The 17,453-nt window shown below is 61.7% G+C and carries 25 protein-coding genes and 2 pseudogenes; all 27 read left to right on the top strand.

The features are described 5' to 3' along the window. Positions 1 to 4: 4 nt before the first annotated feature. The 27 genes and pseudogenes from rplB to HB777_13885 all read left to right on the top strand — a co-directional run bounded on the left by rplB (position 5) and on the right by HB777_13885 (position 17,418). Entirely contained in the window at positions 5 to 838 is an 834-nt protein-coding gene (gene rplB, locus HB777_14015) for a 50S ribosomal protein L2 (GenBank protein QND64893.1), read from the top strand. 16 nt (positions 839 to 854) lie between these two features. Then, positions 855 to 1,133, top strand: coding sequence for a 30S ribosomal protein S19 (rpsS, locus tag HB777_14010; GenBank protein ID QND64892.1), 279 nt, complete (start codon positions 855 to 857; stop codon positions 1,131 to 1,133). Between the two features lie 2 nt (positions 1,134 to 1,135). Continuing rightward, positions 1,136 to 1,525, top strand: coding sequence for a 50S ribosomal protein L22 (rplV, locus tag HB777_14005; protein QND64891.1), 390 nt, complete (start codon positions 1,136 to 1,138; stop codon positions 1,523 to 1,525). Then, on the top strand, positions 1,525 to 2,250 hold the full coding sequence (gene rpsC / locus HB777_14000; protein QND64890.1) for a 30S ribosomal protein S3: 726 nt from the start codon (positions 1,525 to 1,527) through the stop codon (positions 2,248 to 2,250). The genes rplV and rpsC overlap by 1 nt, the downstream gene beginning before the upstream one ends. Positions 2,251 to 2,277: 27 nt before the next feature. Continuing rightward, positions 2,278 to 2,691 carry a 50S ribosomal protein L16 gene (gene rplP, locus HB777_13995; GenBank protein QND64889.1) on the top strand — a complete coding sequence of 138 codons (414 nt, stop codon included), beginning with the start codon at positions 2,278 to 2,280 and terminating at the stop codon, positions 2,689 to 2,691. A 12-nt stretch (positions 2,692 to 2,703) separates the two neighbouring features. Beyond that, positions 2,704 to 2,904, top strand: a complete 201-nt coding sequence (gene rpmC, locus HB777_13990; GenBank protein QND64888.1) for a 50S ribosomal protein L29 — start codon at positions 2,704 to 2,706, stop codon at positions 2,902 to 2,904. Between the two features lie 11 nt (positions 2,905 to 2,915). After that, positions 2,916 to 3,155, top strand: a complete 240-nt coding sequence (gene rpsQ / locus HB777_13985) for a 30S ribosomal protein S17 (protein ID QND64887.1) — start codon at positions 2,916 to 2,918, stop codon at positions 3,153 to 3,155. A gap of 71 nt (positions 3,156 to 3,226) precedes the next feature. After that, positions 3,227 to 3,595 (top strand): 50S ribosomal protein L14, encoded by a 369-nt coding sequence (rplN, locus tag HB777_13980; protein ID QND64886.1) that lies wholly within the window; start codon positions 3,227 to 3,229, stop codon positions 3,593 to 3,595. Between the two features lie 12 nt (positions 3,596 to 3,607). After that, entirely contained in the window at positions 3,608 to 3,922 is a 315-nt protein-coding gene (gene rplX / locus HB777_13975; protein QND64885.1) for a 50S ribosomal protein L24, read from the top strand. Then, a pseudogene (rplE, locus tag HB777_13970) lies at positions 3,915 to 4,515 on the top strand (50S ribosomal protein L5). Before rplX ends, rplE begins: the two are co-directional and overlap by 8 nt. Before the next feature lie 27 nt (positions 4,516 to 4,542). Beyond that, positions 4,543 to 4,848 (top strand): 30S ribosomal protein S14, encoded by a 306-nt coding sequence (rpsN, locus tag HB777_13965; protein QND64884.1) that lies wholly within the window; start codon positions 4,543 to 4,545, stop codon positions 4,846 to 4,848. A gap of 12 nt (positions 4,849 to 4,860) precedes the next feature. Then, positions 4,861 to 5,259: a 30S ribosomal protein S8 gene (gene rpsH, locus HB777_13960; GenBank protein ID QND64883.1), complete on the top strand. Its 399-nt coding sequence runs from the start codon at positions 4,861 to 4,863 to the stop codon at positions 5,257 to 5,259. An 89-nt stretch (positions 5,260 to 5,348) separates the two neighbouring features. Further along, a complete protein-coding gene (gene rplF, locus HB777_13955) occupies positions 5,349 to 5,882 on the top strand; it encodes a 50S ribosomal protein L6 (GenBank protein QND64882.1) in 534 nt (177 codons plus the stop codon). A 138-nt stretch (positions 5,883 to 6,020) separates the two neighbouring features. Next, positions 6,021 to 6,380: a 50S ribosomal protein L18 gene (rplR, locus tag HB777_13950; GenBank protein ID QND64881.1), complete on the top strand. Its 360-nt coding sequence runs from the start codon at positions 6,021 to 6,023 to the stop codon at positions 6,378 to 6,380. Between the two features lie 131 nt (positions 6,381 to 6,511). Beyond that, positions 6,512 to 7,075, top strand: a complete 564-nt coding sequence (gene rpsE, locus HB777_13945; GenBank protein ID QND64880.1) for a 30S ribosomal protein S5 — start codon at positions 6,512 to 6,514, stop codon at positions 7,073 to 7,075. A gap of 24 nt (positions 7,076 to 7,099) precedes the next feature. Beyond that, complete coding sequence (gene rpmD, locus HB777_13940; protein QND64879.1) at positions 7,100 to 7,297, top strand: 50S ribosomal protein L30; 198 nt, start codon at positions 7,100 to 7,102, stop codon at positions 7,295 to 7,297. 22 nt (positions 7,298 to 7,319) lie between these two features. Then, positions 7,320 to 7,796 (top strand): 50S ribosomal protein L15, encoded by a 477-nt coding sequence (locus HB777_13935; protein ID QND64878.1) that lies wholly within the window; start codon positions 7,320 to 7,322, stop codon positions 7,794 to 7,796. A gap of 193 nt (positions 7,797 to 7,989) precedes the next feature. Then, positions 7,990 to 9,321, top strand: a pseudogene (secY, locus tag HB777_13930) (preprotein translocase subunit SecY). 4 nt (positions 9,322 to 9,325) lie between these two features. Then, positions 9,326 to 9,922 (top strand): adenylate kinase, encoded by a 597-nt coding sequence (locus HB777_13925; GenBank protein ID QND64877.1) that lies wholly within the window; start codon positions 9,326 to 9,328, stop codon positions 9,920 to 9,922. A 209-nt stretch (positions 9,923 to 10,131) separates the two neighbouring features. Continuing rightward, entirely contained in the window at positions 10,132 to 10,500 is a 369-nt protein-coding gene (gene rpsM, locus HB777_13920) for a 30S ribosomal protein S13 (protein ID QND64876.1), read from the top strand. A gap of 161 nt (positions 10,501 to 10,661) precedes the next feature. Then, positions 10,662 to 11,051, top strand: coding sequence for a 30S ribosomal protein S11 (gene rpsK / locus HB777_13915; protein QND64875.1), 390 nt, complete (start codon positions 10,662 to 10,664; stop codon positions 11,049 to 11,051). Between the two features lie 106 nt (positions 11,052 to 11,157). Next, positions 11,158 to 12,168, top strand: a complete 1,011-nt coding sequence (locus HB777_13910; GenBank protein QND64874.1) for a DNA-directed RNA polymerase subunit alpha — start codon at positions 11,158 to 11,160, stop codon at positions 12,166 to 12,168. A gap of 104 nt (positions 12,169 to 12,272) precedes the next feature. Next, complete coding sequence (rplQ, locus tag HB777_13905; GenBank protein QND64873.1) at positions 12,273 to 12,704, top strand: 50S ribosomal protein L17; 432 nt, start codon at positions 12,273 to 12,275, stop codon at positions 12,702 to 12,704. A gap of 200 nt (positions 12,705 to 12,904) precedes the next feature. Then, on the top strand, positions 12,905 to 14,392 hold the full coding sequence (locus HB777_13900) for a DegQ family serine endoprotease (protein QND64872.1): 1,488 nt from the start codon (positions 12,905 to 12,907) through the stop codon (positions 14,390 to 14,392). Positions 14,393 to 14,439: 47 nt separating this feature from the next. Next, positions 14,440 to 15,747 (top strand): replication-associated recombination protein A, encoded by a 1,308-nt coding sequence (locus HB777_13895; GenBank protein QND64871.1) that lies wholly within the window; start codon positions 14,440 to 14,442, stop codon positions 15,745 to 15,747. Between the two features lie 299 nt (positions 15,748 to 16,046). Further along, the gene (locus HB777_13890) at positions 16,047 to 16,430 is read left to right on the top strand and encodes a DUF930 domain-containing protein (GenBank protein ID QND68773.1); all 384 of its coding nucleotides are present in this window, start codon (positions 16,047 to 16,049) and stop codon (positions 16,428 to 16,430) included. 160 nt (positions 16,431 to 16,590) lie between these two features. After that, the gene (locus tag HB777_13885; GenBank protein ID QND64870.1) at positions 16,591 to 17,418 is read left to right on the top strand and encodes an aspartyl/asparaginyl beta-hydroxylase domain-containing protein; all 828 of its coding nucleotides are present in this window, start codon (positions 16,591 to 16,593) and stop codon (positions 17,416 to 17,418) included. Positions 17,419 to 17,453: the final 35 nt, after the last annotated feature.

Raw genomic sequence — 17,453 nt, 5'->3', positions numbered from 1 at the left:
AACAATGGCACTGAAAAAATTCAACCCGGTAACGCCCAGCACCCGTCAGCTGGTCATCGTCGACCGCTCGGGCCTCTACAAGGGCAAGCCCGTCAAGGGTCTGACCGAAGGCCTGACCAAGTCGGGCGGCCGCAACAACCACGGCCGCATCACCGCCCGCTTCATCGGCGGTGGTCACAAGCGTTCGTACCGCATCATCGACTTCAAGCGCCGCAAGTTCGACGTTGTCGGCACGGTCGAGCGTATTGAATACGATCCGAACCGCACCGCCTTCATCGCGCTGATCAAGTATGACGATGGCGAGCTGTCCTACATCATCGCTCCGCAGCGTCTGGCTCCCGGTGACAAGATCGTGTCCGGTGAATCGGTCGACGTGAAGCCGGGCAATGCGATGCCGCTGGCTTCGATGCCGGTCGGCACCATCGTCCACAACATCGAGCTGAAGCCGGGCAAGGGCGCTCAGGTCGCCCGTTCGGCAGGTGGTTATGGTCAGCTGGTCGGTCGTGACCAGGGCATGGCGATCCTGCGCCTCAACTCGGGCGAGCAGCGTGTCGTTCACGGCTCCTGCATGGCCACTGTCGGCGCCGTGTCCAATCCGGACCACGGCAACATCAATGACGGCAAGGCCGGTCGCACGGTTTGGCGTGGCAAGCGCCCGCACAATCGCGGCGTGACCATGAACCCGGTCGACCATCCGCACGGCGGCGGCGAAGGCCGCACCTCGGGTGGCCGCCATCCGGTTTCGCCCTGGGGCAAGCCGACCAAGGGCAAGAAGACGCGGTCCAACAAGGCGACCGACAAGTTCATCCTGCGCTCGCGCCATCAGCGCAAGAGCTAAGAAGAGGTAACGCCAAGTGACTCGTTCGATTTGGAAAGGCCCCTTCATTGACGGCTACCTTCTCAAGAAGGTGGACAAGGTTCGTGAAGGTGGTCGCAATGAGGTGATCAAGATGTGGAGCCGTCGCTCCACCATCCTGCCGCAGTTCGTCGGCTTCACCTTCGGTGTCTACAACGGCCAGAAGCATGTTCCCGTCTCGGTGAACGAGGACATGGTCGGTCACAAGTTCGGTGAATTCGCTCCGACCCGGACCTATTACGGTCACGGCGCGGATAAGAAGGCGAAGAGGAAATAATCATGGGCAAGGCCAAAGCTCCGCGCAGGCTTGCTGATAACGAAGCGCGCGCCGTATTGCGCACGATCCGTATCAGCCCGCAGAAGCTCAACCTGGTTGCCGCGCTGATCCGCGGCAAGAAGGTCGCGACAGCGCTTTCCGATCTCGAATTCTCGGCCAAGCGGATTTCCGGCACGGTCAAGAAGACGCTGGAATCGGCAATCGCCAACGCGGAAAACAACCACGACCTGGATGTCGATGCACTGATCGTGGCGGAAGCCTATGTCGGCAAGTCGATCGTCATGAAGCGGTTCCATGCTCGTGGCCGTGGTCGCGCCAGCCGTATCGAGAAGCCGTTCTCGCACCTCACGATCGTTGTTCGTGAAGTCGAAGAAAAAGGGGAGGCCGCATAATGGGCCAGAAAGTCAATCCGATCGGTCTTCGCCTCGGCATCAACCGCACCTGGGATTCGCGCTGGTTCGCGAACACCGGCGAGTACGGCAAGCTGCTGCATGAGGACATCAAGATCCGCAAGTATCTTGAGAAGGAACTCAAGCAGGCTGCCATTTCGAAGGTCGTGATCGAACGTCCGCACAAGAAGTGCCGCGTCACCATCCACGCCGCGCGCCCGGGTCTGATCATCGGCAAGAAGGGCGCCGACATCGAGAAGCTTCGCAAGAAGCTGATGGAGATGACGAAGTCCGAGACGCACCTCAACATCGTTGAAGTGCGCAAGCCGGAAATCGACGCGACCCTGGTCGCTCAGTCGATTGCCCAGCAGCTCGAGCGTCGTATCGCGTTCCGCCGCGCCATGAAGCGTGCCGTTCAGTCGGCGATGCGCCTCGGTGCCGAAGGCATCCGCATCAACTGCGCCGGCCGTCTCGGCGGCGCCGAGATCGCGCGCATGGAATGGTATCGCGAAGGCCGCGTGCCGCTGCATACGCTGCGTGCGGACGTCGACTACGGCACGGCCGAAGCGCACACCGCTTATGGCATCTGCGGCGTCAAGGTCTGGGTGTTCAAGGGCGAGATCCTTGAGCATGACCCGATGGCTTCGGAGCGTCGGGCCAGCGAAAGCGATGCAGCGCATGGCGGTGGTGGTGATCGCGAACGCGGTCGTCGTCGCGAAAACGCCTGAGACATTTAGGAATTTGGAGTTAGAACGATGCTGCAGCCAAAGCGCACAAAGTTCCGCAAGCAGTTCAAGGGCCGTATCCATGGTACCGCAAAGGGCGGCACCAACCTGGATTTCGGTGGTTTCGGGCTGAAGGCGCTTGAGCCGAACCGCGTCACCGCACGTGAGATCGAGGCGGCCCGCCGCGCGATCACGCGTGAAATGAAGCGCGCTGGTCGCGTCTGGATCCGTATTTTCCCGGACGTGCCGGTCACTTCGAAGCCGACCGAAGTCCGCATGGGTAAGGGCAAGGGCGCGGTCGATTACTGGGCGGCGCGCGTCAAGCCGGGCCGCATCATGTTCGAGATCGACGGCGTCAATGAAGAAACCGCCCGTGAGGCACTGCGTCTCGGCGCGGCCAAGCTCTCGGTCAAGACGCGCTTCGTGCAGCGCATCGCAGAATAAGGACGGGCTGATATGAAAGCCGAAGACATCCGGACCAAGACCCAGGACCAGCTGACCGACGACCTGGCCAGCCTGAAGAAGGAGCAGTTCAACCTGCGCTTCCAGAAGGCCACCGGCCAGCTCGAGAAGACCGCGCGCGTGAGACAGGTCCGTAAGGACATTGCGCGTATCAAGACCATCGCTGCGGAAAAGTCCGCGGCTAAGAAGGCTTAAGGACGAAAACCATGCCAAAGCGCATTCTGCAGGGCACCGTCGTCAGCGACAAGAACGAGAAGACGGTTGTCGTCAAGGTCGAACGGCGCTTCACGCATCCCGTGATGAAGAAGACCGTGCGCATGACCAAGAAGTACAAGGCGCACGACGAGAACAACGCCCACAAGGTAGGCGATCAGGTGTTCATCCAGGAATCGAAGCCGATTTCCAAGGATAAGCGCTGGATCGTCGTGTCTTCGGACCAGGCGTAAACAACGAATTTTGGACAGACCGGGGAGGGGCTTTGAGCCCATCCCGTTAGAAGAGAAGAAGGCGGCCAGTCATGATTCAGATGCAAACAAACCTCGACGTCGCGGATAATTCCGGCGCCCGTCGTGTCATGTGCATCAAGGTGCTGGGCGGCTCGAAGCGGAAATACGCTTCCGTGGGCGACATCATCGTGGTGTCGATCAAGGAAGCCATCCCGCGCGGCCGCGTGAAGAAGGGCGATGTGATGAAGGCGGTCGTGGTTCGCACGGCCAAGGACATCCGCCGCCCGGACGGCAGCGTGATCCGTTTCGACAAGAACGCGGCCGTTCTCGTCGACAACAAGAAAGAGCCGATCGGCACGCGTATCTTCGGACCGGTTCCGCGCGAACTCCGCGCCAAGAACCACATGAAGATCATCTCGCTCGCGCCTGAAGTGCTGTAAGGAGCCGGACCAATGCAAAAGATTAGAAAAGGCGACAAGGTCGTCGTGCTGGCCGGCAAGGACAAGGGCCGTTCGGGCGAAGTCCTCTCGGTACAGCCGAAGGAAGACACCGCGCTGGTGCGCGGCGTCAACATGATCCGCCGTCACCAGAAGCAGTCCCAGTCCCAAGAGGGCGGGATCATCACCAAGGAAGCGCCGATCCAGCTGTCGAACATCGCGCTGGCCGACCCCAAGGATGGCAAGCCGACCCGAGTCGGTTTCATCTTCCAGAAGGACGGCAAGAAGGTGCGCGTCGCCAAGCGCTCGGGAGAAGTCATCAATGGCTAAGGCTCAAACCACGAAGCCCAAGGCTGAAAGCAAACAGTCCAAGGCTCAGAACACGCCGCGCCTCAAGCAGGTCTACAACGAGACCATCCGCAAGGCGCTGCAGGAACAGTTCGGCTACGACAACGAGATGCAGGTTCCGCGCATCGACAAGATCGTGCTGAACATGGGCGTTGGCGAAGCGACCGCCGATCTCGAAGAAGCCTTCGATCGCGGCCGAAGACCTGGCGATGATCGCCGGCCAGAAGGCCGTCGTCACCCGCGCCCGCAACTCGATCGCCGGCTTCAAGGTCCGCGAGAAGATGCCGATCGGCGCCAAGGTCACGCTGCGCAAGGAACGCATGTACGAGTTCCTCGACCGCCTCGTGAACATCGCACTGCCGCGCGTCCGCGACTTTCGCGGACTGAATCCGAAGAGCTTCGATGGCCGTGGCAACTACGCCATGGGCATCAAGGAACACATCGTGTTCCCGGAGATCAACTACGACAAGGTTGATCAGATCTGGGGCATGGACGTCATCGTTTGTACGACTGCGAAGACGGACGACGAAGCCAGGGCATTGCTCAAGGCCTTCAACTTCCCCTTCCGCCAGTAACGGCAGCGAGAAAAGGAAAAATCTGAAATGGCAAAGACCAGCTCAGTCGAGAAGAACAACAGGCGCCGCAAGCTTGCCGACCAGTACGGTCCCAAGCGCGCTGCCCTGAAGGCGATCATCATGGATCAGTCCAAGCCGATGGAGGAGCGCTTCCGCGCTCAGCTCAAGCTTGCTGCCCTGCCGCGCAACTCGGCCAAGATCCGCATCCGCAACCGCTGCGAAGTCACCGGCCGTCCGCGCGCCTACTATCGCAAGCTCAAAGTATCGCGCATCGCGCTTCGTGATCTCGGCAACAACGGCCAGATCCCGGGCCTGGTCAAGTCGAGCTGGTAAGGAGGACATAACATGTCATTGAGCGATCCTCTCGGCGATATGCTGACCCGCATCCGCAACGCGTATGGCCGCAAGAAGTCGAGCGTTTCGACGCCGGCGTCGCGTCTACGCACCCGCGTCCTCGACGTGCTGAAGGCTGAAGGCTATATCCGCGATTACAGCCAGACCGACTTCGACAACGGCAAGTCCGAAATCGAAATCGAGCTGAAGTATTTCGACGGCGCGCCGGTTGTGCGTGAAATCGCCCGCGTCTCGAAGCCAGGCCGCCGCGTCTATGTTTCGGCCAAGTCGATTCCGCAGGTCGCCAACGGCCTCGGCATCGCCATCCTTTCGACACCGAAGGGCGTGATGGCCGACCACGAAGCACGTGAACAGAACGTCGGCGGTGAGATCCTCTGCCAGATCTTCTGATCTGGCAGTTGACCGCAAAGTGGAATCCGGTCTTCGGATCGTTCCCGAAGACAGAGACCTGAAACAAGAGAAGTGACGAGGACAACAAAATGTCTCGTATTGGAAAGAAACCCGTTTCGCTGCCGCAGGGCGTGACCGCGACCGTCAACGGCCAGACCGTGACGGCGAAGGGCCCCAAGGGTGAGCTGAAGTTCGTGGTGAACGACGAAGTCCTGGTCAAGATGGAAGGCAGCGAGATCGCTGTCCAGCCGCGCGACCAGACCAAGACCGCCCGCTCCAAGTGGGGCATGTCGCGCACGCAGATCGTCAACATCCTGCAGGGCGTCAAGGACGGTTTCGAGAAGAAGCTCGAGATCACCGGCGTCGGCTATCGCGCCGCACTTCAGGGCAAGAACCTGCAGCTGGCACTTGGCTTCAGCCATGACGTCGTCTACGAGACGCCGCAGGGCATCACCATCACGGTGCCGAAGCCGACCGAAATCACCGTGGCCGGCATCGACAAGCAGCAGGTCGGCCAGGTTGCGGCCGAGATCCGCGAGTATCGTGGTCCCGAGCCCTACAAGGGCAAGGGCGTCCGCTATGCTGGCGAGAAGATCGTCCGCAAGGAAGGCAAGAAGAAGTAGTGGGCTTGGCCCCGAAAAGTTGAAGACTTTTCGAAAAGGACCAAGCTGAAGAAGTGCAACGCCGCGGGGAGCGGTCGCGGGAGGCGCATTCGCCTACCGCATATGGCGGCCCCCGTTTTTTGAAGGCAAGGAACTATCATGGCTACCAAGGGATCCATCCAGCGCCGCGCGCAGCGCGTCCGCCGTCAGATCAAGAAGGTCGCCGGTGAGCGTCCGCGTCTGTCGGTCCACCGCACGTCGAAGAACATCTACGTGCAGGTCATCGACGACGCCAAGGGCCACACCATCGCTGCCGCTTCGACGCTTGAGAAGGACCTCAAGGGTTCGCTCAAGACCGGCGCCGACACCGCCGCCGCCGCCGCGATCGGCAAGCTGATCGCCGAGCGCGCCACCAAGGCCGGCGTCAAGGAAGTCGTCTTCGACCGCGGCGCCTACATCTATCACGGCCGCGTCAAGGCGCTCGCCGAAGCTGCCCGTGAAGGTGGCTTGAGCTTCTAAGCATGATCCCGAAAAGTTGCAGACTTTTCGGATAAAGATTATGCGAAGGAAATGATTTCGCCCCCGGTGACCCACAGAGGCACCGGATCTTATCAGCAACCGTGCTTCCGGAAAAAAACAAGGAACAGGATATGGCACAGGAACGTAGGGATGGCGGCCGCGGCCGCGATCGTGAAGAACGCGATGACGGCATGGTGGACAAGCTCGTCCACATCAACCGCGTCGCCAAGGTCGTCAAGGGCGGCCGTCGCTTCGGTTTTGCAGCACTCGTCGTCGTCGGCGACCAGAAGGGCCGCGTCGGCTTTGGTCACGGCAAGGCGCGCGAAGTGCCGGAAGCTATCCGCAAGGCAACTGAATCGGCCAAGCGCGACATGATCTTCGTGCCGCTGCGCTCGGGCCGTACGCTGCATCACGACGTCGAAGGACGCTGGGGCGCTGGACGCGTGCTGCTGCGCGCTGCCAAGCAAGGTACCGGCATCATCGCCGGTGGCCCGATGCGCGCTGTCTTCGAGACGCTCGGCATGCATGACGTGGTCGCTAAGTCGATGGGTTCGTCGAACCCCTACAACATGGTTCGCGCCACCTTCGACGCGCTGAAGAGCCAGATGCATCCCAAGGATGTGGCTGCTGCTCGTGGCATCAAGTATTCGACCCTTCAGGCCCGCCGCGGCACCGCCGTTGCGGCTGAAGAATAGTCGATCTGACCAGGGATTTTGACCATGGCCAAGAAAGCAACCAAGACCATCACCGTTGAGCAGATCGGTTCGCCGATCCGTCGTCCGAAGGAACAGCGCGCGACGCTGGTCGGCCTCGGCCTCAACAAGATGCACAAGCAGCGCACGCTGGAAGATACGCCCTCCGTGCGCGGCATGATCGCTGCCGTCCAGCATCTCGTCCGCGTCGTGGACGAGGGCTGAGCCAGAGCGCAGGAGAACTCAGATGAAACTCAACGATCTGCGTGACAAGGACGGCGCGACGCACTCCAAGAAGCGTCTCGGCCGTGGTATCGGCTCCGGCTCCGGCAAGACCGGCGGTCGCGGTGTCAAGGGCCAGAAGGCACGCTCCGGCGTCGCCATCAACGGCTTCGAGGGTGGTCAGATGCCGCTCTACCGGCGCCTGCCGAAGCGTGGCTTCAACAACATCTTCGCCAAGAGCTTCACCGTCGTGTCGCTGGCCCGCATCCAGGTGGCCATCGATGCCAAGAAGCTCGACGCCAAGGCAACCGTGACGGCTGAATCGCTGGTTGCCGCCGGCGTCATCCGCCGCGTCAAGGACGGCGTGCGCATCCTCTCGGACGGCGAGATCAAGGCTAAGCTCGCCTTTGACGTTGCCGGCGCCTCCAAGGCCGCGATCGAGAAGATCGAAAAGGCCGGCGGTTCGGTCAAGCTGCCGCAGGAAAAGGCAGCTGCCGAGTAACGGCAATTTGAAGCGCGATCGGCAAGAGTGGGATCCGTTTTTGCTCACGATTGCGCTTTGATCTGCTCAACGAGGCGGCCGCGTCAACGCGGCCGCTTGCATGTTTAGAGCCCGGAGCTTATCTCGTGAGCTTCGGTGAAACGCGCCGCCTGACCTCAAGGGCCATCAAGCGTTACCAAGCGGAGAATCAGGCATGGCTTCGGCTGCTGAACAATTAGCCTCGAATCTGAATTTCTCGGCCTTCGCCAAGGCGGAGGATCTGAAGAAGCGCATCTGGTTCACGATCGGCGCGCTGCTCGTCTATCGCCTCGGCACCTACATCCCGCTTCCCGGAATCAATCCCGACGCCTTCGCCCAGGCCTTCTCCTCGCAGAGCAAGGGCGTGCTCGGCATGTTCAACATGTTCGCCGGCGGCGCCGTGCAGCGCATGGCGATCTTTGCGCTCGGCATCATGCCTTACATCTCCGCCTCCATCATCATGCAGCTGATGACCTCGGTCATCCCGTCACTGGAAGCGCTGAAGAAGGAAGGCGAACAGGGGCGCAAGGTCATCAACCAGTACACGCGCTACGGCACCGTGCTGCTTGCGCTGGTTCAGGCCTATGGCATTTCGGTCGGTCTGGAAGGCGGCAACGGCATCGTCAGCGATCCCGGCATGTTCTTCCGCATCTCGACCGTCGTCACGCTGGTCGGCGGCACCATGTTCCTGATGTGGCTGGGCGAGCAGATCACCGCCCGCGGCATCGGCAACGGCATTTCGCTGATCATCTTCTCCGGCATCGTCGCCGGCCTGCCGCACGCCATCTCCGGCACGCTGGAGCTTGGCCGCACCGGCGCGCTGTCGACCGGCCTGATCCTGGCGATCATCGTGCTCGCCATCGTCGTCATTGCGCTCATCGTGTTCTTCGAGCGCGCCCAGCGCCGCTTGCTGATCCAGTATCCGAAGCGTCAGGTCGGCAACCGGATGTTCCAGGGCGATACCTCGCATCTGCCGCTCAAGCTCAACACATCGGGCGTCATTCCGCCGATCTTCGCCTCGTCGCTGCTGCTGCTGCCGGCCACCGTCGCCGGCTTCTCGCAGACGACCAACTTGCCGGCCTGGGCAAGCACCGTGCTCGCCTCGCTCGGCCACGGCCAGCCGCTCTACATGCTGTTTTATGCGGCGATGATCGTGTTCTTCGCCTTCTTCTACACCGCGATTGTCTTCAACCCGAAGGACACCGCCGACCAGCTCAAGAAGCATTCGGGCTTCATCCCCGGCTATCGTCCGGGCGAGCGCACCGCCGATTACATCGATTACGTTCTCACCCGCATCACCGTCGTCGGCGCCATCTATCTGGTGCTGGTGTGCTTGCTGCCGGAGTTCCTGATCTCGGCGACTGGCGTACCGTTCTACCTTGGTGGCACATCGCTTCTGATCGTGGTCAGTGTCACGCTCGATACGGTTGCGCAGATTCAGGGCCACCTGATTGCGCACCAGTATGAAGGCCTGATCAAGAAGTCGAAGCTGCGCGGGGGAAGAAAGCCAGATGAGGTTGATATTGCTTGGGCCGCCAGGAGCGGGCAAGGGGACACAAGCACAAAGACTGGTAGAAAAACACGGCATACCCCAGCTTTCGACGGGCGACATGCTGCGTGCTGCCGTGCAGGCAGGCACCGAAGTCGGCAAGCGCGCCAAGGCGGTGATGGATGCCGGTGAACTGGTCTCCGACGCCATCGTCAACGCGATCGTCGCCGAGCGAATCGATCAGGCAGATTGCGCCAAGGGGTTCATCCTCGACGGATATCCGCGCACCCTGGTGCAGGCGGATGCGGTTGAGCTGATGCTTTCGGATCGCTCGCAGGGCCTCGACGCCGTCATTGAACTTGTCGTCGACGACAAGGCGCTGGTTGGCCGTATAGTCAAGCGCGCCAACGAGGCACAGGCTGCCGGCCTGCCTGTTCGCAAGGACGACAATCCGACCGTGTTCGAGGAGCGTCTGAGAGAATACTACAAGAAGACGTCGCCGCTGATTGGCTACTACTATGCCAAGGGCAAGCTCCGCAGTGTCGACGGCATGGCCGACATCGATGCTGTGACGGAACAGATCGAAGCGGTGCTCAAGGACGCAGCGCGGGGAAATTAACGATTGCACTTGACGGAAGCGGTTCGCTGCGGTATGGCGGCCCGTCTTCCTATCAGGCATGGGCTTTGCTTGTCCGCAAGGGCAAGGCAGCCGCTTTGAACTGGAAACTCCCGCAAGGGCCGGCCTCCACCGGACGCGGGGCAACTTAAGATAGCGCCGGGCCCGCCTTGTTTAGAAGGTTGGCCGGCTCAGATGGAGAAGAGAAGAACATGGCTCGTATAGCCGGCGTCAACATTCCGACCAACAAGCGCGTTGTCATTGCGCTTCAGTACATTCACGGCATTGGCAAGAAGTTCGCCCAGGAGATCGTCGACAAGGTCGGCATCCCGGCCGAGCGCCGCGTCAACCAGCTGACCGACGCGGAAGTGCTGCAGATCCGCGAAACCATCGACCGCGACTACCAGGTCGAGGGCGACCTGCGCCGCGAAGTCTCGATGAACATCAAGCGGCTTATGGACCTCGGCTGCTACCGCGGCCTGCGTCACCGCCGCTCGCTGCCGGTCCGCGGCCAGCGCACGCATACCAATGCGCGCACCCGCAAGGGCCCGGCCAAGTCGATCGCCGGCAAGAAGAAGTAATTTAGGGGAATATGGGAGTAGGGGAGTAAGGCAGTAGGGAATGCCCGGCAATCGGGTGGCATTTTTCCCTACTCCCTTACTGCCCTATTCCCTTACTCCCTTACGAAGAAGGTGGAGCCGCTGGCATTACGGCGGTGTAGAGATCAACTGAAAGGACTATCATGGCCAAGGAAGCCGCTCGTGTTCGCCGTCGCGAACGCAAGAACATCTCGTCGGGCGTTGCCCACGTCAATTCGACCTTCAACAACACGATGATCACCATCACCGACGCGCAGGGCAATTCGATTGCCTGGTCGTCGGCCGGTGCCCAGGGCTTCAAGGGTTCGCGCAAGTCGACCCCGTTCGCTGCCCAGATGGCTGCCGAGGATGTTGCCAAGAAGGCCCAGGAACACGGCATGCGCATGCTCGAAGTCGAGGTCTGCGGACCTGGCTCCGGTCGTGAATCGGCACTGCGCGCCCTGCAGGCGGCCGGCTTCACCATCACCTCGATCCGTGATGTGACGCCGATCCCGCACAATGGCTGCCGCCCGCGCAAGAAGCGTCGCGTCTAAGCAATTTACCGAACGTCGCGCGAGCGCCCTTAGGGTGCGCTCCTCCACGGCATTCCAGGTCGCCCGCCACGATTGGATGGTGGCGGGTCAACGGAAGGAAAGCATCATGATCCAGAAAAATTGGCAGGAACTGATCAAGCCGAACAAGATCGAGTTCTCGTCGAAGAAGAAGACGCTGACCACGCTGGTCGCCGAGCCGCTCGAGCGTGGCTTTGGCCTGACGCTGGGCAACGCGCTGCGCCGCGTGCTTCTGTCTTCGCTGCGCGGTGCGGCTGTTACCGCCGTGCAGATCGACGGCGTTCTGCATGAATTCTCGTCCATCGCCGGCGTGCGCGAGGACGTGACCGACATCGTCTTGAATATCAAGGAAATCGCTATCCGTATGGAAGGCGATGGCCCCAAGCGCATGGTCGTTCGCAAGCAGGGACCGGGTGCGGTTCTCGCCGGCGACATCCAGACGGTTGGCGACGTTGAGATCCTCAACCCCGACCACGTCATCTGCACGCTGGACGAAGGCGCCGAAATCCGCATGGAATTCACCGTCGACACCGGCAAGGGTTACGTGCCGGCCGACCGGAACCGCGCCGAAGACGCGCCGATCGGCCTGATCCCGGTCGACAGCCTCTATTCGCCGGTCAAGAAGGTCTCCTACAAGGTCGAGAACACCCGCGAGGGCCAGGTTCTCGATTATGACAAGCTGACCATGACCATCGAGACCGACGGTTCGATCACCGGCGAGGACGCGGTGGCTTTCGCCGCCCGCATCCTGCAGGACCAGCTCGGCCTGTTCGTCAACTTCGACGAGCCGCAGAAGGAAGTCGCCGCCGAGGCCGTCACCGAGCTCGCCTTCAACCCGGCGCTGCTCAAGAAGGTCGACGAACTCGAGCTTTCGGTGCGTTCGGCCAACTGCCTGAAGAACGACAACATCGTCTATATCGGCGACCTGATCCAGAAGACCGAAGCCGAGATGCTGCGCACCCCGAACTTCGGCCGCAAGTCGCTGAACGAGATCAAGGAAGTCCTCGCGGCGATGGGCCTGCACCTCGGCATGGAAGTGCCGGACTGGCCGCCGGAAAACATCGAAGACCTCGCCAAGCGTTACGAAGACCAATATTGAGCATGAATTCCAAGGATCGGCGGCGTGGGCCGCTCGATCCGACGGTCATGCGGAAAACCATCAGAGGCCGCGGCCTCTTGAGCAACTGAAGAAGGAAAAGAGCCATGCGCCACGGTTTCAAAGGCCGTCGCTTCGCCCGAAGCATTAGCCATCGCAAGTCGATGTTCGCCAACCTCGCCGTGTCGCTGCTCGAGCATGAGCAGATCGTCACCACCTTGCCGAAGGCGAAGGATTTGCGTCCGATCGTCGAGAAGCTGGTGACGCTCGGCAAGCGCGGCGACCTGCACGCCCGCCGCCAGGTGATCGCGCAGATCGGTAACGAAGGCGTCGTCAAGCGCCTGTTCGACACCATCGCCCCGCGCTATGCCAACCGCAATGGCGGCTATCTGCGCATCATGAAGGCGGGCTTCCGCCACGGTGACAACGCCGCGATGGCCGTCATTGAGTTCGTCGATCGCGACGTCTCGGCCAAGGGCGCCGGCGACCGCGCTCGCATCGAAGCCGAAGGCACCGACGCGGACGCCGCAGCCGCATAAGGCTCGGTTTTCCGGATTGAATTCAAAGGGGCCTACGGGCCCCTTTTTTGTTTTCTGGAAGCAGTAAATTGCGGCCAAAGCCGATCTTCTGGCCAGAACCAAGGGCGTTTGCCCAAAATATTCGGATTTCAGCGGCTTAGCCTTTCATTTTGCACAATCGTCGGGACAATGCCCCCGAACTTGCCTTGGAGGATTCGTGAATGCGCGCCAACCGACTGTCCCTTGTTCTGCTCTTCGCCATGCTGGCGTTTGCGGCCGCACCGGTGGCCAGGCAGGCATTGGCCGAGGAGACCAAGACCGATCCCGGCCTGTCGGACGTGCTGACCGACCTGCTGCATGGCGTGGAAGGCGAGAACGCCACCTCCGGCCCCGACAAGCGCGTACCGTTCGGCCGTGAGGAGGTGCAGCTGTCGTTTGCGCCGCTGGTCAAGCAGACGGCGCCGGCGGTGGTCAACGTCTATGCTTCGCAGACCGCCAAGGTGACATCGCCTTTCGACGGCGATCCCTTCTTCGAGGAATTCTTCGGTCGTTCGCAGCCCCGTGCTCAGTCTTCGCTCGGCTCCGGCGTGTTGGTCGATCCGACCGGCGTCGTGGTCACCAACTACCACGTCATCAAGGATGCAGATCAGGTCAAGGTGGCTACCGCGGACGGGCGTGAGTTCGACAGCAAGGTGCTGCTCAAGGACGAGACGCTCGACCTTGCCGTACTCAAGATCACCTCGGACAAGCCGTTTCCGGTTATTGCCATCGGCGATTCCGACGCGCTCGAGGTCGGCGATCTGCTGCTGGCCATCGGCAACCCCTTCGGCGTCGGCCAGACCACCACCAGCGGTATCGTCTCGGCATTGGCCCGCAGCCATATCGGCGTTTCCGACTCAAGCTTCTTCATCCAGACCGACGCCGCCATCAATCCCGGCAATTCCGGCGGCGCGCTGATCAACATGGGCGGCCAGCTGGTCGGCATCAACACGGCCATCTACAGCCGCAGCGGCGGTTCGATCGGCATCGGCTTTGCCATTCCCTCGAACATGGTTCGTGCCTTTGCCGACGCGGCCAAGGCAGGGCTCGACTTCTTCGAACGGCCCTATATCGGCGCCGAATTCGAAGCGGTGACGCCGCAGATCGCCGAATCGCTCGGCATGGAAAAGCCGACCGGTGCGCTGGTCTCGTCGGTCGAAGCGACCGGGCCGGCCGCCAAGGCAGGGCTCAAGCCCGGCGACGTCGTGCTGCAGCTCAACGGCAAGCCGGTCGAGAGCATCGAGGCGCTGGATTACCGGATGGCGACACTGTCGATCGGCACCACTGCCAATTTCGCGGTTCTGACCAAGGGCCAGCAAGCGGCGATGGACATCGCACTGGAGCGCGCTCCGGAAGGCATGAAGGCTGCTGAAGTGACGCTGCATGGCCGCAGCCCGTTCTCGGGCGCCAAGGTCGCGGAACTGTCGCCCCGGCTCGCCCAGCGGCTTGGCCTGCGCACGGACCTCAAGGGTGTCACCGTGGTCGACATCAACCGCGATTCTCCGGCCGCCGATTTCGGCTTCCAGCCGGGCGACATCGTGCGCGAGGTGAACGGCACCGCCATCGACACTGCGGCGACCCTGGAGCAGGCGGCCAAGACGGATACACGCTGGTGGCGCTTTACCGTCGAGCGTGGCGGGCAGATACTGCGTCAGGTGTTGCGTTATTAGGGCAGAGCCCGTCCATTCGGGCTCATGCTCCAACGAAAAAGAAGTGCATGGCCGATCTGTTCAGCGTCGATGAACCGGAAAAGGTGCCGCCCGGGCGGCCGCTGGCTGACAGGCTGCGGCCGAAGAATCTTGGCGAGGTCGTCGGCCAGGAACACCTGACCGGCCCTGACGGCGCGCTGACCCGGCTGATCGGTTCCGGTTCGCTCGGCTCGATGATCTTCTGGGGCCCGCCCGGCACCGGCAAGACCACCGTGGCGCGGCTGCTCGCAGGCGAAACCAGCCTGGCCTTCGAGCAGATATCGGCTGTCTTTTCCGGCGTCGCCGATCTGAAGAAGGTGTTCGAATCGGCCAAATTGCGTCGCGCCAATGGTCGCCAGACCTTGCTGTTCGTCGACGAGATCCATCGCTTCAACCGTGCCCAGCAGGACAGTTTCCTCCCGGTCATGGAGGACGGAACCGTCGTGCTGGTTGGCGCTACGACCGAAAACCCCTCCTTCGAACTGAATGCCGCTTTGCTGTCGCGCGCGCGCGTTCTGGTCTTCCATTCGCTGGGCGAGGAGAGCATCGCCAAGCTGATGGCGCGGGCCGAGGAAACCGAGGGCAGGGCGCTGCCGCTCGACGACGAGGCGCGGGCCATGCTGATCCGCATGAGCGATGGCGATGGCCGCGCGTCGCTTACCCTCGCAGAGGAAGTCTGGCGGGCGGCAAAGCCCGGCGAAGTCTTCGATCAGGAGGGACTGCAGCGCATCGTCCAGCGTCGCGCGCCGATCTACGACAAGGGCCAGGACGGCCATTACAACCTGATCTCGGCGCTGCACAAATCGGTGCGTGGTTCGGATCCCGATGCGGCGCTCTATTATCTCGCGCGCATGTTCGATGCCGGCGAGGATCCGCTCTATCTCGGCCGCCGGCTGGTGCGCATGGCGATGGAGGATATTGGCCTTGCCGACCCGCAGGCGCTTGTTGTCGCCAACGCCGCCAAGGATGCCTACGACTATCTCGGCTCACCCGAGGGCGAACTCGCCTTTGCCGAGGCCACCGTCTATCTCGCCACCGCACCCAAATCCAACGCCGTCTACAACGCTTTCAAGGCGGCCACGCGGGCCGCGAAAGAACACGGCTCGCTGCTGCCGCCCAAGCACATCCTCAACGCACCGACCAAGCTGATGAAAGAGGAGGATTACGGCGCCGGCTATCGTTACGACCATGACGAGCCGGATGCCTTTTCGGGGCAGGACTATTTTCCCGAAAAGATGGGCCGCCAGACCTTCTATGATCCGCCCGAGCGCGGCTTCGAGCGCGATATCAGGAAGCGGCTCGATTATTGGGCGAAGCTGCGCAAAGAGCGGGAATAGCAGGCTTGCGTGACCCGGTCGTCGTCACGCTTCGAAACGAGGCTTCGCCTTGGGGCATTTCCGCCGCGTTCGCTCTCCATGTGCTTCTGGCCGCGATGCTGGCCCTGATGCCGTTGCCGAAACCGCCGAAACGGCTGGAGGAGGAGCGGGTGTCGGTCGACATCCTGACGCCGCACCAGTTCGAAGCCTCAACCAGACCGCTGCCTGCTCCCGTGTCGCCGACAGTGCCCGAAGTGCTCGCAGCGGTGCCGCCGCCCGCTGCGACCCCGCCCGCACCCCAATCGCCCGCCGCGCCGGCGATGATCCGGCCGACCGAGATGCTGTCGGCCAAGACGCTGGCCGATCCGCGCAGCCGGCAGGCGCGCGCCGATCTCGCCACTTTTGCGTCCGACGAGCGCATGGTGCAGTTGTGCAATCTCGAAGCGATGGATCAGATCCGCCGATGGCGCACGGATTATCAGCCGGAGCGGGTCGTACCCTATGCGACGGCGCGGGAAAAAATCACTGGAACGACGATCGCCGCGAATGGTGCGGCTTTCCGCAGTCGCAGAAACTGGTATGGTCTGAAGTTCAGATGCCAACTGGCTGGCGACGGCGAAAGCGTCGTCGGCTTCGAATTCCTGGTTGGCGATCTGGTTCCCAGGGACAAATGGGACGAGCTTGGCCTGCCGGCGGTGCATTGACCTGATACCGGCAGGCTTCATCAGGCAGCCAGCCGGCCGCGATAGCGCGGCCGTTGTGTGGTGACCCAAAAAACCTTATCAAGGCGCACGGCCGGGCGGTGGTCGTTGCCGCGATTTTGGCACCTCATTCGCAACAGGATCGCGCTCCGCGCGTGGAAAAATGACAAAAACCCTTCGCAAATCCCTTCGCAAATTCGCTATTGCCATCCCGCTTCTTGCCCTTGGCTTCTATTTTGTTCCCATCCTGACGACGATCTTCATCGTTTGCGGCCTGATCGACGTGCTGCGCAACGACAGGAGGGATTTGTCGCTATTCTCGGGTTATTTCCTCGGCAACGGCCTGTTCACCTGGCTGCTTTCGCCGTTCAACCTGCTGGTCGACCTCTTGTGCTACAGAAATCCAGGCGTGTGGAAGCTGGAGCAGTTTCCCGCCGACTATCAGCGCGAGGTCAATGAGGTCCTGGACATCTTCAAGGCGCGCAAGGACGAGATCATCGCCGACATCGACGCCAATTTCGGCGCCGGCCGGCGCGGCATGTATGTCTATCAGTGGTACGGCAAGCACAGGATCGACAACGTCGCCGAGTTCAACAAGGATTTCAAATACATCAAGACCATTGCCGTCTCCGTCTTCAGCAAGCGCGAATCGACCTCCTGGCACTTCGGTCCGCTGCGGCTCAGCCTGCGCATTCTCTACAATCTGATCCCGGTGAAATCGGAGATTTTCGTCGAGTGCGGCAACGTCAAGAACTACTGGTACGACAACCCGCTGTTCATCTTCGACGACACGCTGCTGCATCGCTCGGTCAACGAGTATGACGGACGCCGCTACTGCGTGTTCATGGACATCATCCGTCCATCCCCGGTTCCCCGCCTCATCGCAGGCATGCTCGCCGTCGTCTCGGTGAGCGTCGAGCGCATCAATTCCATGTTCTACAAGAACTGGAAGATGATCGGTTCGACCAAGAAGAAGGCCGGGACGACCTGAGGCAAGTCCTCCAATGCAGCCGGCGCTGCAGACCG

This window comes from Mesorhizobium loti, assembly GCA_014189435.1.
GTDB classification, from domain to species: Bacteria; Pseudomonadota; Alphaproteobacteria; order Rhizobiales; family Rhizobiaceae; genus Mesorhizobium; species Mesorhizobium loti_G.
Note: the sequence above shows the minus strand (reverse complement) of the source record. Positions and strands in the feature narration are given on the sequence as shown.

What these genes read in the sequence shown, in the direction of transcription:
- rpsH (QND64883.1), top strand. Translation starts at nt 4,861, where the DNA reads ATGTCATTGAGCGATCCTCTCGGCGATATGCTGACCCGCATCCGCAAC.
- HB777_13910 (QND64874.1), top strand. Translation starts at nt 11,158, where the DNA reads ATGATCCAGAAAAATTGGCAGGAACTGATCAAGCCGAACAAGATCGAG.
- rplF (QND64882.1), top strand. Translation starts at nt 5,349, where the DNA reads ATGTCTCGTATTGGAAAGAAACCCGTTTCGCTGCCGCAGGGCGTGACC.
- HB777_13925 (QND64877.1), top strand. Translation starts at nt 9,326, where the DNA reads ATGAGGTTGATATTGCTTGGGCCGCCAGGAGCGGGCAAGGGGACACAA.
- rplB (QND64893.1), top strand. Translation starts at nt 5, where the DNA reads ATGGCACTGAAAAAATTCAACCCGGTAACGCCCAGCACCCGTCAGCTG.
- HB777_13895 (QND64871.1), top strand. Translation starts at nt 14,440, where the DNA reads ATGGCCGATCTGTTCAGCGTCGATGAACCGGAAAAGGTGCCGCCCGGG.
- rpsE (QND64880.1), top strand. Translation starts at nt 6,512, where the DNA reads ATGGCACAGGAACGTAGGGATGGCGGCCGCGGCCGCGATCGTGAAGAA.
- rpmD (QND64879.1), top strand. Translation starts at nt 7,100, where the DNA reads ATGGCCAAGAAAGCAACCAAGACCATCACCGTTGAGCAGATCGGTTCG.
- rplP (QND64889.1), top strand. Translation starts at nt 2,278, where the DNA reads ATGCTGCAGCCAAAGCGCACAAAGTTCCGCAAGCAGTTCAAGGGCCGT.
- rplX (QND64885.1), top strand. Translation starts at nt 3,608, where the DNA reads ATGCAAAAGATTAGAAAAGGCGACAAGGTCGTCGTGCTGGCCGGCAAG.
- rplN (QND64886.1), top strand. Translation starts at nt 3,227, where the DNA reads ATGATTCAGATGCAAACAAACCTCGACGTCGCGGATAATTCCGGCGCC.
- rpmC (QND64888.1), top strand. Translation starts at nt 2,704, where the DNA reads ATGAAAGCCGAAGACATCCGGACCAAGACCCAGGACCAGCTGACCGAC.
- HB777_13900 (QND64872.1), top strand. Translation starts at nt 12,905, where the DNA reads ATGCGCGCCAACCGACTGTCCCTTGTTCTGCTCTTCGCCATGCTGGCG.
- rplR (QND64881.1), top strand. Translation starts at nt 6,021, where the DNA reads ATGGCTACCAAGGGATCCATCCAGCGCCGCGCGCAGCGCGTCCGCCGT.
- rplQ (QND64873.1), top strand. Translation starts at nt 12,273, where the DNA reads ATGCGCCACGGTTTCAAAGGCCGTCGCTTCGCCCGAAGCATTAGCCAT.
- rpsM (QND64876.1), top strand. Translation starts at nt 10,132, where the DNA reads ATGGCTCGTATAGCCGGCGTCAACATTCCGACCAACAAGCGCGTTGTC.
- rpsK (QND64875.1), top strand. Translation starts at nt 10,662, where the DNA reads ATGGCCAAGGAAGCCGCTCGTGTTCGCCGTCGCGAACGCAAGAACATC.
- rpsQ (QND64887.1), top strand. Translation starts at nt 2,916, where the DNA reads ATGCCAAAGCGCATTCTGCAGGGCACCGTCGTCAGCGACAAGAACGAG.
- HB777_13885 (QND64870.1), top strand. Translation starts at nt 16,591, where the DNA reads ATGACAAAAACCCTTCGCAAATCCCTTCGCAAATTCGCTATTGCCATC.
- rplV (QND64891.1), top strand. Translation starts at nt 1,136, where the DNA reads ATGGGCAAGGCCAAAGCTCCGCGCAGGCTTGCTGATAACGAAGCGCGC.
- HB777_13890 (QND68773.1), top strand. Translation starts at nt 16,047, where the DNA reads ATGATCCGGCCGACCGAGATGCTGTCGGCCAAGACGCTGGCCGATCCG.
- rpsC (QND64890.1), top strand. Translation starts at nt 1,525, where the DNA reads ATGGGCCAGAAAGTCAATCCGATCGGTCTTCGCCTCGGCATCAACCGC.
- HB777_13935 (QND64878.1), top strand. Translation starts at nt 7,320, where the DNA reads ATGAAACTCAACGATCTGCGTGACAAGGACGGCGCGACGCACTCCAAG.
- rpsN (QND64884.1), top strand. Translation starts at nt 4,543, where the DNA reads ATGGCAAAGACCAGCTCAGTCGAGAAGAACAACAGGCGCCGCAAGCTT.